Annotated in this window: 18 protein-coding genes; 9 read left to right on the forward strand and 9 right to left on the reverse strand. The window is 61.2% G+C overall.

Annotated features, from left to right (window positions below):
• Positions 1-46 precede the first annotated feature (46 nt).
• Positions 47-1,597, forward strand: a complete 1,551-nt coding sequence (locus D8U60_RS13130; protein WP_130900266.1) for a PLP-dependent aminotransferase family protein — start codon at positions 47-49, stop codon at positions 1,595-1,597.
• Here the strand turns inward: D8U60_RS13130 and D8U60_RS13135 are convergent.
• The 7 genes from D8U60_RS13135 to aspA all read right to left on the reverse strand — a co-directional run bounded on the left by D8U60_RS13135 (position 1,554) and on the right by aspA (position 14,211).
• Positions 1,554-6,158 (reverse strand): DUF6543 domain-containing protein, encoded by a 4,605-nt coding sequence (locus tag D8U60_RS13135; RefSeq protein ID WP_130900267.1) that lies wholly within the window; start codon positions 6,156-6,158, stop codon positions 1,554-1,556. The genes D8U60_RS13130 and D8U60_RS13135 overlap by 44 nt on opposite strands.
• 141 nt (positions 6,159-6,299) lie before the next feature.
• The gene (locus tag D8U60_RS13140) at positions 6,300-7,394 is read right to left on the reverse strand and encodes a polyamine ABC transporter substrate-binding protein (RefSeq protein ID WP_122705509.1); all 1,095 of its coding nucleotides are present in this window, start codon (positions 7,392-7,394) and stop codon (positions 6,300-6,302) included.
• Entirely contained in the window at positions 7,391-8,416 is a 1,026-nt protein-coding gene (locus D8U60_RS13145; protein ID WP_122612782.1) for a histone deacetylase family protein, read from the reverse strand. Before D8U60_RS13145 ends, D8U60_RS13140 begins: the two co-directional genes overlap by 4 nt.
• Positions 8,417-8,571: 155 nt before the next feature.
• The gene (locus D8U60_RS13150) at positions 8,572-9,567 is read right to left on the reverse strand and encodes an AraC family transcriptional regulator (RefSeq protein WP_130900268.1); all 996 of its coding nucleotides are present in this window, start codon (positions 9,565-9,567) and stop codon (positions 8,572-8,574) included.
• A gap of 172 nt (positions 9,568-9,739) precedes the next feature.
• On the reverse strand, positions 9,740-10,744 hold the full coding sequence (locus D8U60_RS13155) for an asparaginase (RefSeq protein ID WP_122880275.1): 1,005 nt from the start codon (positions 10,742-10,744) through the stop codon (positions 9,740-9,742).
• Positions 10,745-10,853: 109 nt separating this feature from the next.
• Positions 10,854-12,302: an alanine/glycine:cation symporter family protein gene (locus tag D8U60_RS13160; protein WP_016772471.1), complete on the reverse strand. Its 1,449-nt coding sequence runs from the start codon at positions 12,300-12,302 to the stop codon at positions 10,854-10,856.
• A 484-nt stretch (positions 12,303-12,786) separates the two neighbouring features.
• The gene (aspA, locus tag D8U60_RS13165) at positions 12,787-14,211 is read right to left on the reverse strand and encodes an aspartate ammonia-lyase (RefSeq protein WP_016772472.1); all 1,425 of its coding nucleotides are present in this window, start codon (positions 14,209-14,211) and stop codon (positions 12,787-12,789) included.
• Positions 14,212-14,391: 180 nt separating this feature from the next.
• Between aspA and D8U60_RS13170 the strand changes: the two genes are divergently transcribed.
• From D8U60_RS13170 to D8U60_RS13195, 6 genes are all read left to right on the forward strand, one after another.
• Positions 14,392-15,300: a LysR substrate-binding domain-containing protein gene (locus D8U60_RS13170; RefSeq protein ID WP_016772473.1), complete on the forward strand. Its 909-nt coding sequence runs from the start codon at positions 14,392-14,394 to the stop codon at positions 15,298-15,300.
• Positions 15,272-15,553: a hypothetical protein gene (locus D8U60_RS13175; protein WP_130900269.1), complete on the forward strand. Its 282-nt coding sequence runs from the start codon at positions 15,272-15,274 to the stop codon at positions 15,551-15,553. The genes D8U60_RS13170 and D8U60_RS13175 overlap by 29 nt, the downstream gene beginning before the upstream one ends.
• Before the next feature lie 37 nt (positions 15,554-15,590).
• Positions 15,591-16,082 (forward strand): 5-(carboxyamino)imidazole ribonucleotide mutase, encoded by a 492-nt coding sequence (purE, locus tag D8U60_RS13180; RefSeq protein ID WP_007920220.1) that lies wholly within the window; start codon positions 15,591-15,593, stop codon positions 16,080-16,082.
• A 10-nt stretch (positions 16,083-16,092) separates the two neighbouring features.
• On the forward strand, positions 16,093-17,175 hold the full coding sequence (locus D8U60_RS13185) for a 5-(carboxyamino)imidazole ribonucleotide synthase (protein ID WP_073470876.1): 1,083 nt from the start codon (positions 16,093-16,095) through the stop codon (positions 17,173-17,175).
• Between the two features lie 111 nt (positions 17,176-17,286).
• Positions 17,287-17,532: a GlsB/YeaQ/YmgE family stress response membrane protein gene (locus D8U60_RS13190; protein ID WP_016772475.1), complete on the forward strand. Its 246-nt coding sequence runs from the start codon at positions 17,287-17,289 to the stop codon at positions 17,530-17,532.
• A gap of 93 nt (positions 17,533-17,625) precedes the next feature.
• Positions 17,626-18,162, forward strand: a complete 537-nt coding sequence (locus D8U60_RS13195) for a DUF3299 domain-containing protein (protein ID WP_130900270.1) — start codon at positions 17,626-17,628, stop codon at positions 18,160-18,162.
• Positions 18,163-18,247: 85 nt separating this feature from the next.
• Here the strand turns inward: D8U60_RS13195 and D8U60_RS13200 are convergent, their stop codons facing one another.
• Complete coding sequence (locus D8U60_RS13200; RefSeq protein ID WP_130900271.1) at positions 18,248-19,147, reverse strand: D-hexose-6-phosphate mutarotase; 900 nt, start codon at positions 19,145-19,147, stop codon at positions 18,248-18,250.
• A gap of 57 nt (positions 19,148-19,204) precedes the next feature.
• Positions 19,205-19,609 carry an acyl-CoA thioesterase gene (locus D8U60_RS13205; RefSeq protein WP_003229628.1) on the reverse strand — a complete coding sequence of 135 codons (405 nt, stop codon included), beginning with the start codon at positions 19,607-19,609 and terminating at the stop codon, positions 19,205-19,207.
• Between the two features lie 377 nt (positions 19,610-19,986).
• On the opposite strand from D8U60_RS13205, the gene D8U60_RS13210 reads away from it, so the two are divergent.
• Positions 19,987-21,285: an MFS transporter gene (locus tag D8U60_RS13210; RefSeq protein ID WP_016772479.1), complete on the forward strand. Its 1,299-nt coding sequence runs from the start codon at positions 19,987-19,989 to the stop codon at positions 21,283-21,285.
• Between the two features lie 251 nt (positions 21,286-21,536).
• Positions 21,537-22,535: a phosphate ABC transporter substrate-binding protein PstS gene (locus tag D8U60_RS13215; protein ID WP_016772480.1), complete on the forward strand. Its 999-nt coding sequence runs from the start codon at positions 21,537-21,539 to the stop codon at positions 22,533-22,535.
• Positions 22,536-22,844 lie beyond the last annotated feature (309 nt).

Consider the following 22,844-nt stretch of genomic DNA (forward strand, 5'->3'; position numbering starts at 1 on the left):
TCCGTTGTAAGAGCCATTGCTGAGCCATTTCATAGGTCCATTCGCCATGCCTGATCTGCCACCCTTGTCGATGCCTTTCAATCCGGCCGGAATCGAGCTTGATCGCCGTCAGGGCCTGAGCCGCCAGCTCTATCAGGCTCTGCGCCTGCGGGTGTTGGATGGACGTCTGGCCAGTGGCACGCGATTGCCGGCCAGCCGAGACCTGGCCTGGGCGCTGGGCATTTCCCGCAACAGCGTGGTGCGCGCCTACGATCAGTTGTATGCCGAGGGCTTTATCGAAGGACGCGTGGGCGACGGTACTTACGTGGCGCAATTGGCTCAGGCATCCACGCCTGAGAAAAAACTATCCACAAATTCATCCACAGGCTTGTCAACAGGCTTATCCACAGCCTTATCCACAAATTGGCTGGATTTACCTGTGAATTCATCCAGCAAAGTTATCCACAGCGACGGATTTTCCCGCATTGAAAAGCATCATTTGCCGCGACCACCGAGCGGTCCGCCGCGTGCTTTTCGGGTGGGTGTGCCGGCGTTCGATCTGTTTCCGTTCGAGGTCTGGGCCAAGCTCAACGCGGCTTTCTGGCGCAAACCGGATCTGCAGCAGCTGTGTTACGGCGACCCGGCCGGTGACGCGCGGCTGCGCGGCATGATTGCTGCGTATTTGCGCAGCTCGCGCGGTATGCAGTGCACGGCTGAGCAAATTGTGATCACCAGTGGCGCGCAGCAGGGCATCAGCCTTTGTGCACAGCTGCTGGTCGAGCCTGGGGACGGCGTGGCGATCGAGAATCCGGGCTATCGCGCCGCCGGACATGCCTTCGCTGTAGCGGGGGCGAAATTGCATGGGGTGGCGGTGGACAGCGACGGCATCGATTGTAGCGCCATGGCTCAGCTCAGCGATTGTCGAGTGGCTTACGTGACGCCGTCTCATCAGTACCCGACCGGCGTGGTGATGAGCCTGGCCCGGCGTCTGGAGCTGCTCGCCTGGGCCGAGCGTGTCGGCGGCTGGATCGTCGAGGATGATTACGACGGCGAGTATCGATACACCGGCGCACCGCTGGCACCGTTGGCGGCACTTGATCGTCAGGGGCGTGTGCTCTACGTCGGTACGTTCGGCAAGGTCGCTTTTCCGGCGTTGCGCCTGGGCTATCTGGTGCTGCCGCCCGCGCTGGTCGAGGCGTTCGCGCAACGCCGCGCCGTCGATGTGCGGCACTCGGAGGTCAGCACGCAAGCGGTGATGGCCGAATTCATGGCCGCCGGGCATTTCCAGCGGCATATCCGCCGCATGCGCCGGGCTGCGCTGAGCCGACGCAACTGCCTGCTCGAAGGCTGGCCGACGGTCGCCGGCGTCGGTCAACTGCCCGCCGTGCCGGCCGGGCTGCACTTGACCGTCGCCGTGGACAGCATCGAGCGCGAGCAGCAATTGATCGCTCAGGCCGCTGAGGTCGATGTCGAAATCAACGGCCTGAGCAGCTACTGGCTCCCCGATTCGACTACGCCCATGGATAAGCGCGCCGGCCTGGTGCTGGGTTTCGCTGCCGTACCAGAGCCAGCAATCAAAGCGGCGCTGTCGCGTCTGCGGCAGGCTTGGCGAGATTGAAGAACAGCGTTTCGGCGCTGCGACTGGAAATTTCGCTGCGATGGATTTCGATCAGTCTCTGATTATCCACATCGGTTATTTCAGAGGTGCCTCCCAGGCGGTGCTGGGCAACTGTCTTCATGTGTCCACGCAAAAATGCGCCATCGGGCGCGTCGGCGCTGCTGTAATGGAAATGCGCATAGCAGAGGACCTTGTCGGTATGCGCATCACGAATCTGATACTCGTCGAGGAAGTCATTCTTATGGCGCCTCAGGCGCCGTCGGGTCAGGGTTTTCGAAATGTTCACTTCGCCCTTGTCCTTGAGCCACTCGACCCCGGCGGCTGTAGGTAGTTGTTGCTTGACCAGACGGATTCGCGTGCTGGTGCCCTTTTCCTCCAGCGTCGTAGCCGCAGCGTCGAGCTTGTGGTTGAGCGTTTCGGACGGTTCATGCAGAGCAGCGGTTAGGTTACTCGCCGTCAACGCTTCATCGATGGCGGCACCGGCCTTGCGCAACAGGGCGGCGTGGTTGTGGTATTCCTCTTCGACTTCCACCGGAATGCGCGAGCCGCGTTTGAGGCGCGCCTCGATGCGTCGATGAAACGCCGCCAGCCCGTCGATCAAGGCCTGCCCTGCGCTGATGCTGTTGTTGAGGTTGGGCCGGGCTTTTGGCGACGGTGCCGGCCGTGCATTCTGTTCGACCCAGATACCTGGCGACTCCTCCTTGAATGTCGCGATGACTCTCGTCAGTGCTGTACTGACCTCGACCAGATCGGTGTCTTTGCCGTCGAGGCTTTTTTTCCGTTCGCCGACCAGGATGCCCTTGTTGCGCGTCTTGATGATCTGCCGATTCGAAGATGACGGGGAAGGTCTCGACGGACCGGCTTGCGGCACCAGTAAATGCCGGTAGCGCAACAGATCGGCGAGTCGATTGTCGGCGCTTTCCTTGAATGCGGCCACGCGCGCCTGCAACTGCTTGAGTCGCTCCGTGTGTATGTGTTCGGAATATTCACTCGCCAGGTCATCGAATCGCTTGTCCACGGAAGCAAACTGTTCGCTCACCTGGCTCAGGGCGTCGATGCGTATGCGCAGATCACTGAGGCTTTCATCGGCGCTCAGGTCCCGTGAACTTTGAACGTTCAGCGCAGCATCTTCGAACAGACCGGCCAGCGCTTGTTGTGCCTCGACATGAGCGGTGGAATCGCCGGGCTTGATGCAGGTGTACTGGCCGAGACTGATCTGCAGAGTCTTCAGATCATCCAGCGGGTAGGGCGCAAGGCTGATGTTGTATTTCTGCTTTACATCCAAGCCATCCGGTCCCAGCCTGGTGAGCTCCTTCATGCAGGCTTCAGCCGACTCCATTTTCTCGATAATGGTTTGAGTGACATCGTTCAACTGTTCGAACGCAGAGGTGGCTGCCTGCGATTCGCTGCGCAGTTCGTCGTCGAGTATCGCCTGCACCGCGAGTACCCGCTGCTGGTAATCCGAAGCGTTATTACTCAGCCACTCCTGTCCCAGAAACAACTGCATGTCCAACCGCTCCGGCATTACCGTGCGGTAGTTGGGGATCGACTGCTTGCAGTTGAGTTTCTTGATCAGCTTTATGTTTGCGGCATATTCGTTGTGCTGTGAATCGAGCGTGGCAAGGTACTGCGCAAGCGCTTGCTCGCGTGCCTGCGCAGGGGCATCGTGCAGGCTGTTGCGGTCTGCATCGAGACGGCTCCCTTTGCTCTCCATCGTCAAATCGAACGCAGTAATCTGCTCGGCCAATACGGCCACCTCCTTGGTTCTTATGCCTTGCGCGGCTTGGCGACCTTCTTCCAATCCGCCGCCGCGCAGACGCAAGCGCAGATCGATTACCCACTGGCCGTTGGCGGTATAGGCCAGCCTGGGTCCGGCAGGTCGGGTGGGCTGACGCGTATCGACGATGTGCACATCGCCATGCGCGTTGCGCGCGACTTCGAACCAGCGTTCACCGACGCGGGCGTACCATTTGTCTGCGTGGGCGTAGAGGCCTCGCTGCGCACCCTCTCTGGTGGCAGCGCCAAGCCCTTTGGGCTTGCCGACCTTGAACGTATCCAACAGCTTGGCGAGGGCCAACGGGGATCGTTTCAACGCCGTGATGCTGTCGATCGATGTGCCATGGACTTCGGTCAATTGCGGGCCGGTGATGTCCGGCTGGCGCAGCGCTTTGACGATTCTGGCGGCAGGTTTGCTCGTCGCTGTGTCCTCTTCGAGCGTTGTGGCCACGGGCGTCGATGGCGCATCACCCATTGCCGCACGATGGGCGAGCACCATGCCCAGCGCCAGGAGGATATCGGCGATGGCCGTCCAGGCGACTTTCGCCGATTGCTCGTTGGCGCCGTCGGTGATTTCCTGCAGATCATCCATGATCTGCCAGATCCACGCCGCTGTACCTACGCTGCGGCCCAGAAACGGCAGTGCGGCATTGAGCATCACCCAGCCACCCTGTTTCAGCGAGGCCCAGCGTGCTTCTGCATCGGAGACCGATTGCCGGTCGGCTTGGGTGACAAGCGCCTTGACGTTGCGTTCGTGCAGGGTGGCGAGGACATCGCTGGCGATCACCTGAGTGCCCAGCGCGACCGCGCCGGACATGTCCAGCGCCGTGGTCGGGTTGATCATCAGTTGCGGGATCGTCCACACCGAGGGCAGCCTGGCGGTGAAGACGAACTGGCTGTAATTGAAGCGCACATCGTCCGGCAACCAGGCCAGTACCGAATCGCGCAGATGTCGCGAATGCTGGATCGCAAAGAGCAGATTGGCAAATCCCGGATATTGCAGCAGAGCCTTGTCGAACAACGGTCGATACAGCACGCACGGCCCTTTGTCGGCATCGCGCGGGCCTATGACATACATGTTGTCGACAGTGTCTGCGGTGGAGCGGCTGCGATGAGCGACGAAGGCCAATGGGCGAATGACGATTTCCTCACCATCGACGTAGCGTTCTGCGTCAGTCGTGGCCAACGCGGCAACCACGTATCGATAACCCGATTCGTCAATGCCGGCTCTGCCCTGGATCTTGTGCTGCAACGCCAGCAATGGCAGCTCCACGCGTAGCTGACTGGTATAGAGCCTTTCCAACCGTGACGCTTGCACTGAGTCGTCTATCAGTACGGCCTTGAGATGCGCCGGGTAGGTCTTGCCGATGTCGACCGTGCTGACCAGTTTTTCCAGAAAAGCCGCGCTCATCCACTCGGGTACCGGGCTGCCATCCTTGTACCGCACAGTCTTGTTGCCCAAGGGCAGGCCGGCGAGATTTTGCAGGGCGAGCTCGGTCAGCGTCCATGTCTGAGTCTGAGTATTTCCCGGCAACACAAACGTGCCCCAGACCACGAGACTGGTGATGGTGATTTCGATGTTGTCGATGTCCAGGTCTTTGGCGTCGGGCTGCTCCTTGAGAATCTGTTTGATCAGCGCTGCCCGAGTGAACGCCTGCAGGCTGGTGATTTCGTTCTGAAAGGATTTGCCGTTGTTCTCGTGCTGCAGCGTCGTCAGGTCCAGCAGGTGCCGGCTGTAACGTGTCTGATCGATGGGCAAGGCGTCGTTCAGCCAGTCCGGAAGCATCGGCTGTAAACGCTCGAAGTGCGCTTCGAGGCGCGGTGTCGGTTGTGCCGGTTTGCCGGCCGTGCCGGTATGCGGATAGACGCGTTTATCAGGGGAGTCCTGAAAAAAACTGATTTTGCCCAAGGCATCCGCTTCCAGGGAAATCAGGGTGCAGGCCTGCTGGTCGAAGAAATTGCCCTGGGGTTCGACCAGCCGCCACTTGAGATCTTCGCCCGAGGCGTTTGCGCCATATATCCGCAGCAGAGCCTCGCCGAGTTCCTCCAGTGAATCGAAACGCTGAAAGCCCTGAGTAATCGCGTGGGTGAGAATCAACGTACGGTCTGCGATGCTGCCGACCAACACTGCGGCGTCGAGCAGGGTCAAGTGGCTTTGCGGGTCGGCGCTCCCTCGATCAAGATCAATCAGATATGCCTTTGCCGAGTACGGGGCGGGGGCCAGGCGTTGTTGCGGGTCGGGCTGTTTGAAAATCGCCTGGGCCATGGCGATTTCATCGGCATCCCAGCCGACGCTGGCATCGACGTTCCACAGGTTGCGCAGTGCCTCGGACAATTGCTGCCAGCGCGGTTGCCCGGGATAGGTGAACTCGTCCCAGTAGTCGACGTGCTGTTCCTTGTAGGCGATGAACAGCAGCGGTGCCAGTTCGTTGAGCAACAGGCCGATCGCATCGATCTTCACCGGCAGATGCGCAGGGGCGGGCACGCCGGGTTGCAGGGTCAGGTAATGCTCACCATCGAGGTACGTCACCGTGGTACCGGACAGGCCGAGCCGCACCAGGGCGTTGGTCAGCGATCCAGCCTGATACCCGTCGGGTATCACTCGACCATCCACAATGGTCCAGGTGGGTTGCACGACCATCGCCAGACGCGGGTCTATGTCGAGATTCGGATACAACGTCTTGAGGGCTTCGCGCAGCGTTTTTGATGCGACTTCTTGCAGCGAGGGGCCGGTAACCAGCTGAGTCACGATATCGACGGCACTGGCTTTGGGAATGGCGGTCATGGTGGTTTCCTGCTCTGTCGGGACGCCGCGAGGGCGGCGGAGCAGGGCAAGTTAAAAGGAGCGATAGCGACCCGTGCGGTAGATAAAGCTGCCAGGCAAAAAAAGACCCGCCTCGGCGGGTCTTCGGCAAACGAGCCGGTTTCAGGTCCCCGACTTGATTTTCGTCCAGGCTCGCGTGCGTGCGCGTTCGGCATCCCGAGGCAGCGGCTGCAAGGTGTAGAGCGTGCTCATTGCCGCATCGGTCGGGTACAGGTTCGGGTTGTTGCGAATGGCTGGATCGACCAGGCCGGTGGCGTCCTTGTTCGGGTTTGGATAACCGACAAAGTCGCTGACCGGGGCAATCACCGCCGGTTGCAGCAGATAGTTGATGAAGGTGTAGGCATCTTCGGTGTTCTTCGCGCCCTTGGGAATGGCGAGCATGTCGAACCAGATCGGCGCGCCTTCTTTGGGCAAGCGCATATCGACCACCACGCCGTTTTTCGCTTCCTTGGCGCGGTTGGCCGCTTGCGAGAAGCTGCCGGAATAACCGACGGCCACGCAGATGTCGCCGTTGGCAATGTCAGCCATGTACTTGGAGGAATGGAAGTACGTCACATAAGGGCGGATTTTCATCAGCAGCGCTTCGGCCTTGGCGTAATCCGCCGGCTTCTTGCTGTTGGGGTCGAGACCGAGGTGTTGCAGAGCCAGCGGCAGAATTTCCGACGGCGAGTCGAGCAGGGCGACGCCGCACTGCTTGAGCTTGCTGATGTTTTCCTCTTTGAAGATCAGATCCCAACTGTCCACGGGCGCGTTGTCGCCCAGCGCTGCCTTGATCTTGGCCGGGTTGAAACCAATCAGGATGGTGCCGTACATGTATGGCACGGCGAACTTGTTCCCCGGATCATTGGCCTCGATCAGCTTCATCAGTTTCGGATCGAGGTGATTCCAGTTCGGCAGTTTGCTGCGATCCAGCGGCTGGAACACCCCGGCTTCGATCTGCTTGGCGAGGAACACATTGGACGGCACCACCACGTCATAACCGGAATTGCCGGTGAGCAGCTTGGCTTCGAGTGCTTCGTTGGTGTCGAAGATGTCGTAGATCAGTTTGGTCTGGCTGTTCTGTGCCTTGAAGTCGTCCAGCGCCTTGGGCGTGATGTAGTCGAACCAGTTATAGACGCGCAGCGTGCGTTCTTCGGCGTGGGCGCCAGCGCTGAGCAGGGCCGCGCACAGCGCCGAGGCGATCAGTCGCTTTTTCATTGTTCGAAACCTTCCAGCACGTTCACTGCGTTGATGCCGATTTCTTCCACCGCGTAGCCACCTTCCATGACGAACAGGGTCGGCTTGCCGAGGGCGGCGATGCGCTTGCCCATGGCCAGGTAATCTGGGCTGTCGAGTTTGAACTGCGAGATCGGATCGTCCTTGAACGTGTCGACGCCGAGCGAGACGACGATGATGTCCGCGCCGTAACTGTCGATCTCGCCGCAGGCCTGATCCAGCGCCGCGCTCCACACATCCCAGCCGGAACCGGCCGGCAGTGGATAGTTGAAATTGAAACCTTCACCGGCACCTTCGCCGCGCTCGTCGTCATAGCCGAGGAAGAACGGAAACTCCGCTTCCGGGTGGCCGTGGATCGAAGTGAACAGGACATCGCTGCGTTCGTAGAAAATCGACTGAGTGCCGTTGCCATGGTGGTAGTCGACGTCAAGAATCGCGACTTTCTTGTGGCCCTGATCGAGAAAGGCCTGAGCGGCGATGGCGGCGTTGTTGAGGTAGCAATAACCGCCCATCAAGTCGCTGGCGGCGTGATGTCCCGGCGGACGGCACAGGGCGAAGGCCGCGCGTGCGCCACGCTGGATTTCAGCCTGCGCGGTAAGGGCCACTTGCGCTGCGCTGTAGGCCGCTTGCCAGGTGCCGGCGGTAATCGGCGCGCCGCCGTCGAAGCTGTAATAACCGAGCTGGCCATGCAGGCTGGTCGGTTTGATCGCACGCAGCGTGCGCGCCGGCCAGGTGTAAGGCAGCAAGTCGCCGTCAGTGTTGAACTCGGTCCAGCGCTGCCATGCACCTTTGAAAAACTCCAGATAGTCGCGGCTGTGAATGCGCGCGATCGGCTCCAGGCCGAAATCCTTCGGCGCTTCGACCGCACCGAGGTTTTGCTTGTGCACGCGTTGCAGCACATGGTCGGCACGCGACGGCATCTCGAAGCACGGCTTGAGCTGGCCATCGATGAGTTCGCAGCGGCCATGGTGCAAGTGGTGATCGTCTGAGTAGATCGTCAGCATTTGTTGCTCTCCGCAAGGCTGATTCGGTGGTCTTCAGTGTTGCGGCGCAAGTTGAATCGGAGAACGTCGGGAGCGGCCAAAAGGGGATCGATATGGCCAAAACCTCTGACCGAAATTCGCCCCTTGTTCATGCAGGCTCATGCCTGGAGCAGACATCAGTGCGGTCGGAACTGACTCGGCGCCACGCCGCTCCAGCGCACAAATGCATGACGGAAACTCGCGGTCTCGCTGAAGCCCAGCGTCTCGGCGATCCGATAGATTGGTAACTGGTCTTCACACAGCATCTGCTTGGCCCGTTCGAAGCGCAGTTCATCGAGCAGTTCCTGATAGCTGCTGCCCATGTCTTTCAGGTGGCGACGCAGGGTGCGCGGTGAGCATTTCATCTGTTGCGCCAGCCCCTCCAGCCCCGGCGCGGCATTCAATTGCGCGCTGAGCAACTGCCGAATCCGCCCCAGCCAGGCCTGGCGTCCGGTGAACTCCAGATTCTGTTTGCGGCAGCGCTCTGCCATCGCCTGATGGGTGATCGCGTCGGCCAGCGGCAGCGGCTGCTCGAGCCAGTGGCGGTCGAAGGCGAAGGCGTTGTCCTTGGCCGAAAAGTGCAGCGGCGAGTCGAAGGGTTCGGCGTAGCTGTCGCGATAGTCCGGCGCTGCATGTTCGAAGCGCGTGGCGCGCAGCGGCAGCGGATGGCCGAGCAAGTCGTCGCAGATGACTTTCAGTGACACCAGACAGAATTCGGCGTTGAACACCGCCATCGCCGGGCTTTCACGGTAATCAGCAGCGACGAACCAGACCTCCTCGCCATCGTCTTCCAGGCTCAGTTCGAACAACGTGCCCAACAGCGCCGGATAACGGATCGCCAGACGCAAAGCGTCACCGAAGGTGGCACAGGTCAGCAGGGCGTAACCGAGCATGCCGTAACAGGACACGTGCATGCGCCGGCCCAATTCGAGACCGATGTCACGCTTGAGCGCGACTGCGTTGGTGCAGACCTGCATCTCTTGATGGGTGGTGATGCGCGTATCGGCACGCTGCAGATCCGCCGCCACGATGCCGCTGCCAGCCAGCAGCGCCTCGCTCGACAGGCCTTCGGCCTTGAACGTGTTGAGGATCAGCGAGACCGCGTTGAGGGTGGTGAGGTGGGAGTGGAGCATGGGATCTTCCAGCCTGGAGGTGGCTGGAACGCAGCAATTTATATGCCGTACAAAAATCCCTGGTGGGAGCGAGCCTGCTCGCGAAAGCGGTGTGTCAGGCACACGAATGCCGAATGTGTCATGGCTTTCGCGAGCAGGCTCGCTCCCACAGGGGGATTTGCGTTGTGACAGATCAGCTCAGTTCGCCGCAGAGATCCAGCTCAATCAGTCGGCGCACTTCAGCCGTTTCCAGCCCGGCCCCCAGCAAGCCATGCAACTTGCCGAACGCCGCCTCGCGCGTCATGCCGCCACCGGACAGCACGCCAACACCCCGCAAGCGGCTGCCAGCCTCGTAGACATCCAGCTCGACCCCACCTTCATGGCATTGCGTCACTGCAACCACCACCACGCCGTTATCCCGTGCGCGGCCAAGGCTGGCGAGGAACTCGGGGTTGTCGCTCGGCCCGGTCCCGCTGCCGTAGCATTCCAGCACCAGACCTTGAATGCCGCTGTCGAGCAGGCCGTCGAGGACTTCGGCACTGATCCCGGGAAACAGCGGCAACACCGCCACTTTTGCCAGTTGCTTCGGCTGGTTGTAGTTCAGCGCGACTGGAATCGAAGGCGCCTTCACACCACCGCCCTGACGCTCCAGGCGTTTGAACGGATGGCGGCCGGAGCTGCGCACTTTCGCGCAGCGGGTCGGCGCCAGCAGTTCGCCGTGGAAGTACAAATGCACGCCCGGCGCCAGGCCCTGGCCGAGGGCGACCAGCGCGCCGCCGAGGTTTTCCCAGGCATCGCTGTCGGTCACACCCGCCGGCAGCATCGAGCCGGTGAAACACACGCGGGCATGCAGGCCGAGCAACTGAAAACTCATCGCCGCCGCGCTGTACGCCAGCGTGTCGGTGCCGTGCAGGATCAGCACGCTGTCGCAGCCTTGCACGTCCACGGCATCGACCACCGCTTCGCGCAGTTGCTGCCAGTAGGCCGGGGTCATGTTGGCGCTGTCGATCAGCGGCGACATTTCCCGAAACTGCCACTGCGGCACTACCAGCTCAGGCTGGCTGTGCAGGTAGTCGCGCATCCGCGCTTCGAAACCGGACGCCGGGGCCAGCCCGTTGGCGCTGGCCTGCATGCCGATGGTGCCACCGGTGTAGAGCACCATGACGTGTTGAGCGGCGGGGTAGGTCGACGAGCTCATAGGATTCTCCGAAACGATGAGGGCCTTGCAGGAGCGAGCAGGCTCAATCCTGCAGGTTATTGCATCACAATAACTGACGGGCGCAGGGGATGCGCCCGTCATTCACCTGTCAGCGTTGCGCTGCAGGTACGCCTTGCGGCGCAGTTTCAGTCTGGCCCGCCGCTGCTGGCGGGTTGACCGGCCAGGCGTTGCGATCCAGATCCAGGTCGGCGAATTTGCTCGAATCAAACACTGGCTGTTTGACGCCGGCGCGACGCTGCTCATCGTAGTCGCGCATCACCCGCAGGCCGACCTTGAACAGCATGGCCAGGGCCACGAGGTTGACGAAGGCCAGGCAGGTCATGGTGATGTCGGCGAAGGCGAATACCGTCGTCAGGTCCTGCATCGAACCCCACACCACCAGCGCCAGCACCAGGCCGCGGAACAGCATCAGCAGGGCGCGGTTGCGGCTGAGGAACTGCAAGCTGTTCTCGCCCAGGTAGTAGTTGTAGAGGATGCAGGTGAAGACGAACAGCGACAGTGCGACGCTGACGAACATGCGACCCCAGTCACCGACCACGGCAGCCAGCGAGTTCTGGGTCAGGACGATGCCGTCACCTTCGAAGCCCGGGGTGTAGAAGCCCGACAGCAGGATCAGCAGCGCGGTGCAGGTGCAGATCACGAAGGTGTCGAGGAACACGCTGAAAGCCTGGACCACGCCCTGCGCGCCCGGGTGCTTGACGGCGGCCACAGCGGCGACGTTAGGCGCACTGCCCAGGCCCGCTTCGTTGGCGAACACGCCACGCTTCACACCCATGACAATGGCGCTGCCGAGCAGCCCGGCAAAGGCCGGGTCGAGGCCGAAGGCGCTCTTGAAGATGGTTTCCAGCATGGCCGGCACGTGTTCGATCTGGGTGCCGATCACGTACAGGGTCACGCCGATGTAGGCCAGGGTCTTGATCGGCACCAGCAGGTCGGAGACCGAAGCGATGCGCTTGATCCCGCCGATAAAGGTGATGGCCAGCAGCACCGCCAGGACGATACCGGTGTGTTGTGGATTGAAGTCAAAGGCGTTCTGCAGCGAGTGGGTCACGGTGTAGGACTGCAGGCCGATGAAGGCGAAGCCGTAGGTGACCAGCAGCAGAACGGAGAAGACTATCGCCATGCCTTTGAGCTTGAGCCCGTGCTGGATGTAGTAGGCCGGACCGCCACGGTACAGGCCGTCGCCATCCGCGCGCTTGTAGACCTGGGCCAGGGTGCACTCGAAGAAGCTGCTGGACATGCCGACCAGTGCGGTTACCCACATCCAGAACACCGCACCCGGACCACCGAGGGTCACGGCGATGCCGACACCGGCAATGTTGCCTGCACCGACGCGGCCGGCGAGGCTGAGCATCAAGGCCTGAAACGAGCTGAGCTGCCCGGCGCTGCCTTTGAGGCTGTCGCGGAACACCGCGAACATGTGGAAGAAATGACGCAGTTGAACGAAACGCGAGCGAATCGTGAAGTAACTACCGAGCCCGACAATGAGCACGATCAGTACTTTCCCTGAGAGGAAGTCGTTGATGACTTCGAGCATGGATTTTTCCTCGCTGTTTTTTGTGGGTGCAAATGCTGGAGCGGAGAAACATCGTGTTACACCGGCCTGCGCGCGGCACGACGGGTGAGGCGAAGGTTTCGTCCCGGATCCATATCGCGGGTTTTGTTATTAGTTCGGGTTTCGCATGGGTGATGGCCTCGTTACCGACGACCGCTCACGCGAAGAGGGGCGGCACTATACCGATCAGTGGCGCGCCCGTCTGCACGGTAGTGGTGCAAGCGACGAAACGAGGTTGCTGCAAATCAAAAGATCGCAGCCTTCGGCAGCTCCTACAGGTGCACGTCAATCCTGTAGGAGCTGCCGAAGGCTGCGATCTTGGCGGTATCGAATACACAAAGCATCTAACGTCCTGCCCGCAAAGAAGTTAAAAAAAAGGGCTCGGGGACAAAATCCCCAAGCCCTCAAAAGGTGAGAGGTGTCTAGTCCCTCGACCTGGTGAGCGGTGCTACAAGTTCGCGTCGGCTCAGGCTTTGAGCGGAACCAGACGCGGGGCAATCATGTTTTCCGGGCGCAGGATGTCGGCGAGCATGGCTTCGTCGAGCAGACCTTCTTCGCGCACCAGTTCCAGCACGCCGCGGCCGCTTTCAAGGGCGATACGGGCGATGCGGGTGGCGTTTTTGTAGCCGATGTACGGGTTCAGTGCGGTGACCAGACCGATCGAATGCTCGACCAGTTCGCGGCAGCGCGCTTCGTTGGCGGTGATGCCGACGATGCAGTGCTCGCGCAGCATGTCCATGGCACGTTGCAGAAGGCGGATCGAATCGAGGATCTTGAAAGCGATCAGCGGCTCCATCACGTTCAGTTGCAGCTGGCCGCCTTCGGCTGCCATGGTCAGCGCCAAGTCGTTACCGATGACCTGGAACGCGACCTGGTTCACGGCTTCCGGGATCACCGGGTTGACCTTGCCGGGCATGATCGAGCTGCCTGGCTGACGCGCCGGCAGGTTGATTTCATTGATGCCGGTGCGTGGGCCGCTGGACAGCAGACGCAGGTCGTTGCAGATCTTCGACAGCTTGACCGCGGTGCGCTTGAGCATGCCGGAGAACAGCACGAAGGCGCCCATGTCGGAGGTCGCTTCGATCAGGTCGGCAGCCGGTACCAGCGGTTGGCCGCTGATCAAAGCCAGACGTTGAACAGCCAGTGCCTGATAACGCGGGTCGGCGTTGATGCCAGTGCCGATCGCGGTGCCGCCGAGGTTGACTTCGGTCAGCAGTTCCGGGGCCAGCGTCTTCAGACGCGCGAGGTCTTCGCCCATGGTGGTGGCGAACGCGCGGAATTCCTGGCCGAGGGTCATCGGCACGGCGTCTTGCAGCTGGGTACGGCCCATTTTCAGGACGTGGTCGAACTCTTTGCCCTTGGCCGCGAACGCCTGGATCAGGCTGTCGAGACTGGCCAGCAGCGCGTCGTGACCCAGCAGCAGACCCAGACGGATCGCCGTCGGGTAGGCGTCGTTGGTCGACTGCGCCATGTTCACGTCGTCGTTCGGGTGCAGGTACTGGTATTCGCCTTTCTCGTGGCCCATCGCTTCCAGAGCAATGTTGGCGATCACTTCGTTGGCATTCATGTTGGTGGACGTGCCGGCGCCACCTTGAATCATGTCGACCACGAACTCTTCGTGGTAATCGCCGCGGATCAATCGGGCACAGGCTTCGCTGATGGCAGCGTGCTTGGCTTCGCTCAGGTGACCCAGCTCGCGGTTGGCGTCAGCGGCGGCCTGTTTGACCATCGCCAGGCCCACAACCAGTTTCGGGTAATGCGAAATCGGAACGCCCGAGAGGCGGAAGTTGTTCACCGCTCGCAGGGTCTGGATGCCGTAATACGCATGGGCCGGTACTTCGAGGGCGCCAAGCAGGTCGGTTTCTGTGCGGAAAGATGCAGCGGAGGACATGATAGAAATCATCTCGATAAGGACCCGGTCTGTGCCGGAACGCTGCGAATGCTAGGCTTGTGGGGATTTTTGGGCCAATGCTGTTCAGCACTGCCCTATGCACATTCGGCATAATGCCCATGTGACGCCGCCTGTGCGGCAGACGTGTGACCTGTTTTGGTGCGTGTCCCGGAGGACGTGATGAATCTGGAAAGCAAATGGCTCGAGGACTTCAGTGCCCTGGCCGCCACCCGCAGCTTCTCGCAGGCGGCCGAACGGCGCTTCGTGACTCAGCCGGCATTCAGTCGGCGGATCCGCAGCCTCGAAGCGGCGCTGGGGCTGACCTTGGTCAATCGCTCGCGCACGCCGGTCGAACTGACGGCGGCGGGGCAGTTGTTTCTGGTGACTGCGCGCACCGTGGTCGAACAACTCGGTGAAGTCCTGCGCCACCTGCATCATCTGGAAGGCGGGCAGGGCGAGGTCATGCAAGTCGCAGCGGCGCACTCGCTGGCGCTGGGCTTTTTCCCGCGCTGGATCGCCCAGTTGCGCAACGAAGGGCTGAATATCGCCACCCGGCTGGTGGCGACCAACGTTGGCGACGCCGTGCACGCTTTGCGTGAAGGTGGCTGCGATCTGATGCTGGCGTTCTACGACCCGGATTCGGCGATGCAGATGGACCCGGAAATCTTCCCGTCGCTGCATTTGGGCCAGACCGAGATGCTGCCGGTGTGCGCGGCCGATCTGGATGGCAAACCGCTGTTCGATCTGGAAGGCGAGGCGAGCGTGCCGTTGCTGGCGTACAGCGCCGGGGCGTTTCTCGGCCGTTCGGTGAATGGATTGTTGCGCCAGCGCCAGTTGCGCTTCACCACGATCTACGAAACCGCGATGGCCGACAGCCTGAAAAGCATGGCGCTGGAAGGCCTCGGCATCGCCTGGGTGCCGCAACTGAGCGTACGCGCAGAGCTGGCCCGCGGTGAACTGGTGGTGTGCGGCGGCCCGCAATGGCATGTGCCGCTGGAGATTCGTTTGTACCGCTGCGCCCTGGTACGCAAGGCCAACGTGCGGTTGCTGTGGCGCAAGCTTGAAGGCGGTGCTGCGCAAGCCTCCTGAAAAAATCGCAGCCTTCGGCAGCTCCTACATTGGAATGCATATCCCTGTAGGAGCTGCCGAAGGCTGCGATCTTTTGATCTTTTTGGCTGACCTTCAGGTCAATAAAACCGGGCTTTTGCGGCAGATGACAGATGGTCGCGCAGGGGGCTGTTTATTGCTTTCTTTGCGGTATACTGCGCGGCCTTCGGCCGGCACGTCCGGCCATTTTTCGTACAATCAAGCCACGCAACCTGCGTGGCTTGTTGTTTTATGACGCGCCTGCGGGCGCTCCAGAGAGAAGAGGCGCGACGATGAGTGCACTGGTTGGCGTGATCATGGGCTCCAAGTCCGATTGGTCCACCCTTAGCCACACCGCCGATATGCTGGAAAAGCTCGGCATCCCGTACGAGGTCAAGGTGGTTTCCGCCCACCGCACCCCGGATCTGCTGTTCCAGTACGCCGAAGAGGCTGAAAGCCGCGGCATCGAGGTGATCATCGCCGGTGCCGGTGGCGCAGCCCACCTGCCAGGCATGTGTGCGGCCAAGACCCACCTGCCGGTGCTGGGCGTGCCGGTGCAGTCGGCCATGCTCTCGGGCGTCGATTCGCTGCTGTCGATCGTGCAGATGCCGGCCGGCATTCCGGTTGCCACCCTGGCCATCGGCAAGGCTGGCGCGATCAACGCCGCCCTGCTCTCGGCGAGCATCCTCGGCGCCAAGCACCCGCAATTTCACGCGGTACTGAAAACCTTCCGTGCCGAGCAGACAGACAGCGTCCTGGACAATCCAGACCCACGTATTGCCTGAGGTTGTTGAGATGAAGATCGGTGTAATCGGTGGCGGCCAGTTGGGTCGCATGTTGGCCCTGGCGGGCACTCCGCTGGGGATGAACTTCGCTTTTCTCGACCCTGCGCCGGACGCCTGTGCGGCCGCGCTGGGCGAACACCTGCGGGCCGATTACGGCGATCAGGATCATCTGCGCCAACTGGCCGATGAAGTCGATCTGGTGACCTTCGAATTCGAAAGCGTCCCGGCTGAAACCGTGGCGTTTCTTTCGCAATTCGTGCCGGTCTACCCGAGCGCCGAAGCCTTGCGCATCGCTCGTGATCGCTGGTTCGAAAAGAGCATGTTCAAGGACCTCGGCATTCCGACCCCGGCCTTCGCCGACATCCAGTCGCAAGCCGACCTGGACGCCGCCGTCGCTTCCATCGGTCTGCCGGCCGTGCTGAAAACCCGCACCCTGGGTTATGACGGCAAGGGCCAGAAAGTCCTGCGCAAGCCGGAAGATGTTGCCGGTACGTTCGCCGAACTGGGCAGCGTTGCCTGCCTGCTGGAAGGCTTCGTGCCATTCACCGGCGAAGTGTCGCTGATCGCCGTGCGTGCCCGCGATGGTGAAACGAAGTTCTATCCACTGGTGCACAACACCCACGACAGCGGCATCCTCAAGCTGTCGGTGGCCAGCACCGATCACCCGTTGCAGGCGCTGGCCGAAGATTATTCCAGCCGTGTGCTCAAGCACCTCGACTACGTCGGCGTGATGGCTTTCGAGTTCTTCGAAGTCGACGGTGGCCTGAAAGCCAACGAAATCGCCCCGCGCGTGCACAACTCCGGGCACTGGACCACCGAAGGTGCCGAGTGCAGCCAGTTCGAAAACCACCTGCGTGCCGTGGCCGGCCTGCCGCTGGGTTCGACCGCCAAGGTCGGCGAGAGCGCGATGCTCAACTTCATCGGCGTAGTGCCGCCGGTGGAAAAAGTCATCGCCATCGAAGACTGCCATCTGCATCACTACGGCAAAGCTTTCAAGGCCGGACGCAAGGTCGGCCATGCCAACCTGCGCTGCGCCGACATGGCCACGCTGCAGGCGCAGATCATCAAGGTCCAAGCGCTGATCGCCGAGTAAACCAGTTTCATGTGGCCGCGGCGGAACCATTCAGGGGCCGCCGTTCTCTCATGGCAGGATGCGAAACACTGGCTAGTCTTTCGCATATCTTCCAAATCAGAGGGAAATGCCATGGGAATTATCGGAACCATCTTTATCGGCTTGATCGTCGGCCTGCTGGCTCGGTTCCTGAAACCGGGCGATGACAGCATGGGCTGGATCATGACCATCCTGCTCGGTATCGGCGGTTCGCTGGCAGCCACCTACGGCGGCCAGGCTCTGGGCATCTATCAGGCGGGCGAGGGCGCGGGTTTCCTCGGCGCACTGGTCGGCGCTGTCGTGTTGCTGGTGATCTACGGTCTGATCAAAAAGAACTGATCGAAAGCGACAAAGCCCTCTCGGCCAGCGCGGCCGGGAGGGCTAGAATGCGCGGCGACTCACCGTCCATTCCTTTGCCTGCCGAGCACCTTCATGCGCCGTCTTCTGTTGACTCTCCTCTTGCTGGGCAGCTATCTCGCCCACGCCGGCGAACTGCCGGAAACCGACTGGCTGGAACTGATGCCCAAGTCGGATCAAAAGGCCCTCGAGGCCATGCCGGAAATCGACCACAACTCCCCCGAAGCCACCGGCACCTTCACCGAGAAGGGCGGGATGAAGCAGGCCAAAGGTCTGCCGGCGGTGATGTATTCGACGAAAACCGTGGCGTCGATGAATGGCAAACACATCCGCATCGGTGGTTACCCGGTGCCGCTGGAGTCCGATGCCAAGGGCCGCAGCACGTTGTTCTTCCTCGTGCCGTATCCGGGCGCCTGCATCCACGTACCGCCACCGCCGCCCAATCAATTGGTGCTGGTGCGATATCCGAAGGGTTTGAAGCTGGACGATATCTACACACCGCTGTGGGTGACCGGCACGCTGAAAATCGAGAAGGTCAGCAATGACCTGGCGGATGCGGCGTATGCGCTGGAGGCGGAGAAAGTGCGGGTGGTGCAGGAGGCTGACCTTTAAAGCAAAAGATCGCAGCCTTCGGCAGCTCCTAGAGGGAAAATGCATTCCAAATGTAGGAGCTGCCGAAGGCTGCGATCTTTTGATCTTAAAGCGGTTTGCTGGCCACGCTGACACCCATCGTATGGCGCGCACCCGGCGCCAGGGTCACCAGATCATCCATCACATTCGCCGTTTCGATGCACAGCATGCGCTGCCAGCCATCGTTGTCCATGTCCGGCAGGGCGGCGGCGCGGTCGATCCATGGGTTCCAGATCACCGCAGTGCGCGAGCCGGTAGAGGTCAGCACGATGCGTCGTTCCCACGTCGGATCAACGATGCTCAATTGCGGCGGAACGTCGAGGTAGATGCGGTCGGTCTCGCCGGCGAAATGCAGATCGCCGCTCTGGCTGGCCGTGTTCCAGTCATCCAGGGTCTCGATATAATTCAGCCCGGCCACGCCGTCGACATGCACATTGCGCACGTCACTCACGGCGAAATAGGTGTGCAGCGCCTGACTCAGCGTGACGGTGTCATTACCACGGTTATGGCTGGTCAGGCTGTAGTGCAGTTGATCCGCCAGATGCAGGGTCAGGGTCAGATCGACCTCGTGGGGCCAGCCCGGCAGGCCACCTTCCGGGTAGGGCAGCTTGAATTCGACCTTGATGCCGTCAGCCTCTGATTCGATGTTGCCCAACTGCCAATCCATCGCCCGCACCAGACCGTGCGCGGAGGCCGGTTGCTCGCCGGTGTACATGGCCTGCACGCTGCTCGGATTGCGTTCGAATTTGCCGAACCACGGCCAGCACACCGGCACGCCGGCGCGGATGCTCTTGCCGGTCTTGAACTCGGCCTTGTCGTTGAGCCAGATGATCGGCGGCTGGCCGTCGATCTGATAACTGAGGATGTGCGCGCCTTGCTGGGCCACCAGCACTTCGGCCTTGCCGTGGCGGATGCGCCAGCAGTTCAGTTCATCCTGTTTCACGGCTTCAACGTTGGGCGTGTTCATGGGCAACTCTCGATCAGACACTGGGGACGACTATCGACCGCAAAACGGCCGCGAGGTTTAACGCGCGCGTGGCGGCACCGAACGGGTGCGACCGCTGCCGTCGATGGCGACGAAAACGAAAACCGCTTCGGTGACCTTGCGCCATTCGCTGGACAGTGGGTCATCGCTCCACACTTCGACCATCATCTGGATCGAGCTGCGGCCGATTTCCAGGGTCTGGGTATAAAAGGACAACTGCGCGCCGACCGCGACCGGGACGAGGAACGCCATGCGGTCGATGGCGACAGTGGCAACGCGGCCGCCGGCCACCCGGCTGGCCATGGCAGTGCCGGCCAGATCCATCTGCGCGACCAGCCAGCCGCCGAAAATATCGCCAAAGCCGTTGGTTTCGCGGGGAAGTGCGGTGATTTGCAGGGCCAGGTCGCCCTGTGGGATCGGATCTTCTTGTTCGAGCTCTATCATGCCGAGGGGCCTCTGACCCGTGACTCTTCGTGGGTATTGCGGGTGGTAGCCGTCTTCAAGAAAAACGATTCAACACCGAACACACTGCGTTCGTCACGTTTTCCATCAGGCGCCTAAAGGGAAACTCTGCGAAAAAGGCTAAATCCCGAGCAAAGGACGGGCCAACAACGTTTTCGCACAGCAACCTCTTACAAATCCTGCGCAGGTGGCGAGTATATCGGTCGATAGACCCCGCGACGACCACCCGGTTCTGATTTCGACCGTCAATTACGCGCCTCTATGTGCTTTTTCGAACAATTTGCTATGGTGCCGAACCTGTCCGAGCCACCGCCAGCGTTGTTGTGGCGACAGATTCGACTATAAGAGAAGCCCTTGCCATGACCACAGCGCCTTCGAGCCTCGCGCAGCCCGAGCAACCCGCACGACCGTTGACCCGCAATGACTACAAGACTCTGTCGCTGTCCGCCCTCGGCGGGGCGCTGGAGTTCTACGATTTCATCATCTTCGTCTTCTTCGCCACCGTCGTCGGCAAGCTGTTCTTCCCGGCCGACATGCCCGAGTGGCTGCGCTTGATGCAGACCTTCGGCATCTTCGCCGCCGGCTATCTGGCGCGTCCTTTGGGCGGCATCGTCATGGCGCATTTCGGTGACCTGCTGGGACGCAAGAAAATGTTCACCCTGAGCATTTTCATGATGGCCGTGCCGACGCTGATCATGGGCCTGCTGCCGACCTACGCGCAGATCGGCATCTGGGCGCCGATCCTGTTGCTGCTGATGCGGGTGATCCAGGGCGCGGCGATTGGCGGCGAGGTGCCGGGAGCGTGGGTCTTCGTTTCCGAACACGTACCGCAAAAGCACATCGGTTATGCCTGCGGCACGCTCACCAGTGGCCTGACTGCCGGCATCCTCCTCGGCTCGCTGGTCGCCACGGCGATCAACAGCATTTATACGCCAGCCGAAGTGTCGGATTACGCCTGGCGGATCCCGTTCCTGCTCGGCGGCGTGTTCGGCCTGTTCTCGGTATACCTGCGTCGCTGGCTGCACGAAACTCCGGTGTTCGCCGAACTGCAATTGCGCAAGGCACTGGCCGAAGAAGTGCCGTTGCGCGCGGTGCTGCGTGATCATCGCGGCGCCATCGCCATCTCGATGCTGCTGACCTGGCTGCTGTCGGCCGGCGTCGTCGTAGTGATCCTGATGACCCCGACCGTGCTGCAAACGGTCTACCACTTCTCGCCGACCACGGCGCTGCAAGCCAACAGCCTGGCCATCGTCTTCCTCAGCCTTGGCTGCATTGGCGCCGGCGCGCTGGCCGATCGTTTTGGCGCCGGCCGTGTATTCGTGTTCGGTTGCCTGGGCCTGCTGATCAGCTCCTGGACCTTCTACCACAGCCTCGCCGACCACCCGGACTGGCTGTTCCCGCTGTACGCATTGACCGGTTTGCTGGTCGGCACCATCGGCGCGGTGCCGTACGTGATGGTCAAGGCGTTCCCGCCGGTGGTTCGCTTCAGTGGCTTGTCGTTCTCGTACAACGTCGCGTACGCGATCTTCGGTGGCTTGACGCCGATGGTGGTGAGCCTGCTGCTGAAGGAAAGCGCGATGGGGCCTGCCTACTATGTGGCAGTGCTGTGCGGGATGGGGATTCTGGTCGGGGCGTGGCTCTGGAAGAAGGGGCGTTGATTTTCTCTCCCGCCTGATCGTTCCCACGCTCCGCGTGGGAATGCATCCTGTGACGCTCCGCGTCACGTCTCAAATGCGGACGCAGAGCGTCCATGGCGGCGTTCCCACGCAGAGCGTGGGAACGATCTGTTCATCCAGCAAAACCCGATGCTGGCCTTTCATCCAATTGTCATATTTCAGCCATAGAGTGTTCACATGGCCTGCTGATACTTGGCCCCGACTTAACACACCCTATCTGCTAGGAGTAAGGCATGAAACTGAAGCGTTTGATGGCGGCAATGACTTTTGTCGCTGCTGGCGTTGCGACTGCCAACGCGTTCGCCGCTGTTGACCCTGCTATCCCGAGCTACACCAAGACCACTGGTGTGTCGGGCAACCTGTCCAGCGTCGGTTCCGATACCCTGGCCAACCTCATGACCCTGTGGGCTGAGAACTACAAAAAAGAATACCCGAACGTCAACATCCAGATTCAGGCTGCCGGTTCTTCCACCGCGCCACCTGCACTCACCGAAGGCACCGCCAACCTGGGCCCGATGAGCCGCAAGATGAAGGACAACGAGCTGCAGGCTTTCGAACAGAAGTACGGCTACAAGCCGACCGCAATCCCGGTTGCCGTCGATGCCCTGGCGGTGTTCGTGCACAAGGACAACCCGATCAAGCACCTGACCATGGCTCAGGTCGATGCGATCTTCTCCTCGACGCGCCTGTGCGGTGCCAAAGCTGACGTCAAGACCTGGGGCGACCTGGGCGTGACCGGTGACCTGGCCAACAAGCCAGTCCAGCTGTTCGGTCGTAACTCGGTGTCCGGCACCTACGGCTACTTCAAGGAAGAAGCCCTGTGCAAAGGCGACTACAAGCCTAACGTCAACGAACAACCAGGTTCGGCGTCGGTGGTGCAGTCGATCAGCAGCTCGCTTAACGGCGTCGGCTACTCGGGCATCGGCTACAAGACCGCCAGCGTGAAAACCGTCGCCCTGGCCAAGAAAGAAGGCGGCGAGTTCATCGAAGACACCGAAGAAAACGCCCTGAACGGCAAGTATCCGCTGTCGCGCTTCCTCTACGTTTACGTCAACAAAGCCCCGAACAAGCCTCTGGCCCCGCTGGAAGCCGAGTTCGTGAAACTGGTGCTGTCGAAGCAGGGCCAGGAAGTGGTAGTGAAAGACGGCTACATCCCGCTGCCAGCCAAGGTTGCCGCCAAGGCACTGGCTGACCTCGGTCTGCAGGAAGGCGGCGCTGTCGCCAAGAAGTAACACCCTGAGGCCGGCCTGAAGCCGGACTCCTGTGGGAGCGAGCCTGCTCGCGAAGGGGTGATCACATGCTCTATCGATGTGACTGACCCGACGCCTTGGCGAGCAGACGCGCTCCTGCAACCACCAAATTTTCGACTCCGCTGCCGGACTTCCGGCTGGCGGATTTGCTGCGTCACTGCACTGTCATCTTTCTGTCATACAGGATCGCTAGGGTGTGCGCATGAATGATCTGGCCAATTCCCCAATGACTACGTCTTCCCCTCCCAAGCGCATTGATTTCAATACGCCTGAGCTGCAACGCAAGCGCCG

Source organism: Pseudomonas sp. Sample_11, assembly GCF_004307505.1.
GTDB classification, from domain to species: Bacteria; Pseudomonadota; Gammaproteobacteria; order Pseudomonadales; family Pseudomonadaceae; genus Aquipseudomonas; species Aquipseudomonas atacamensis.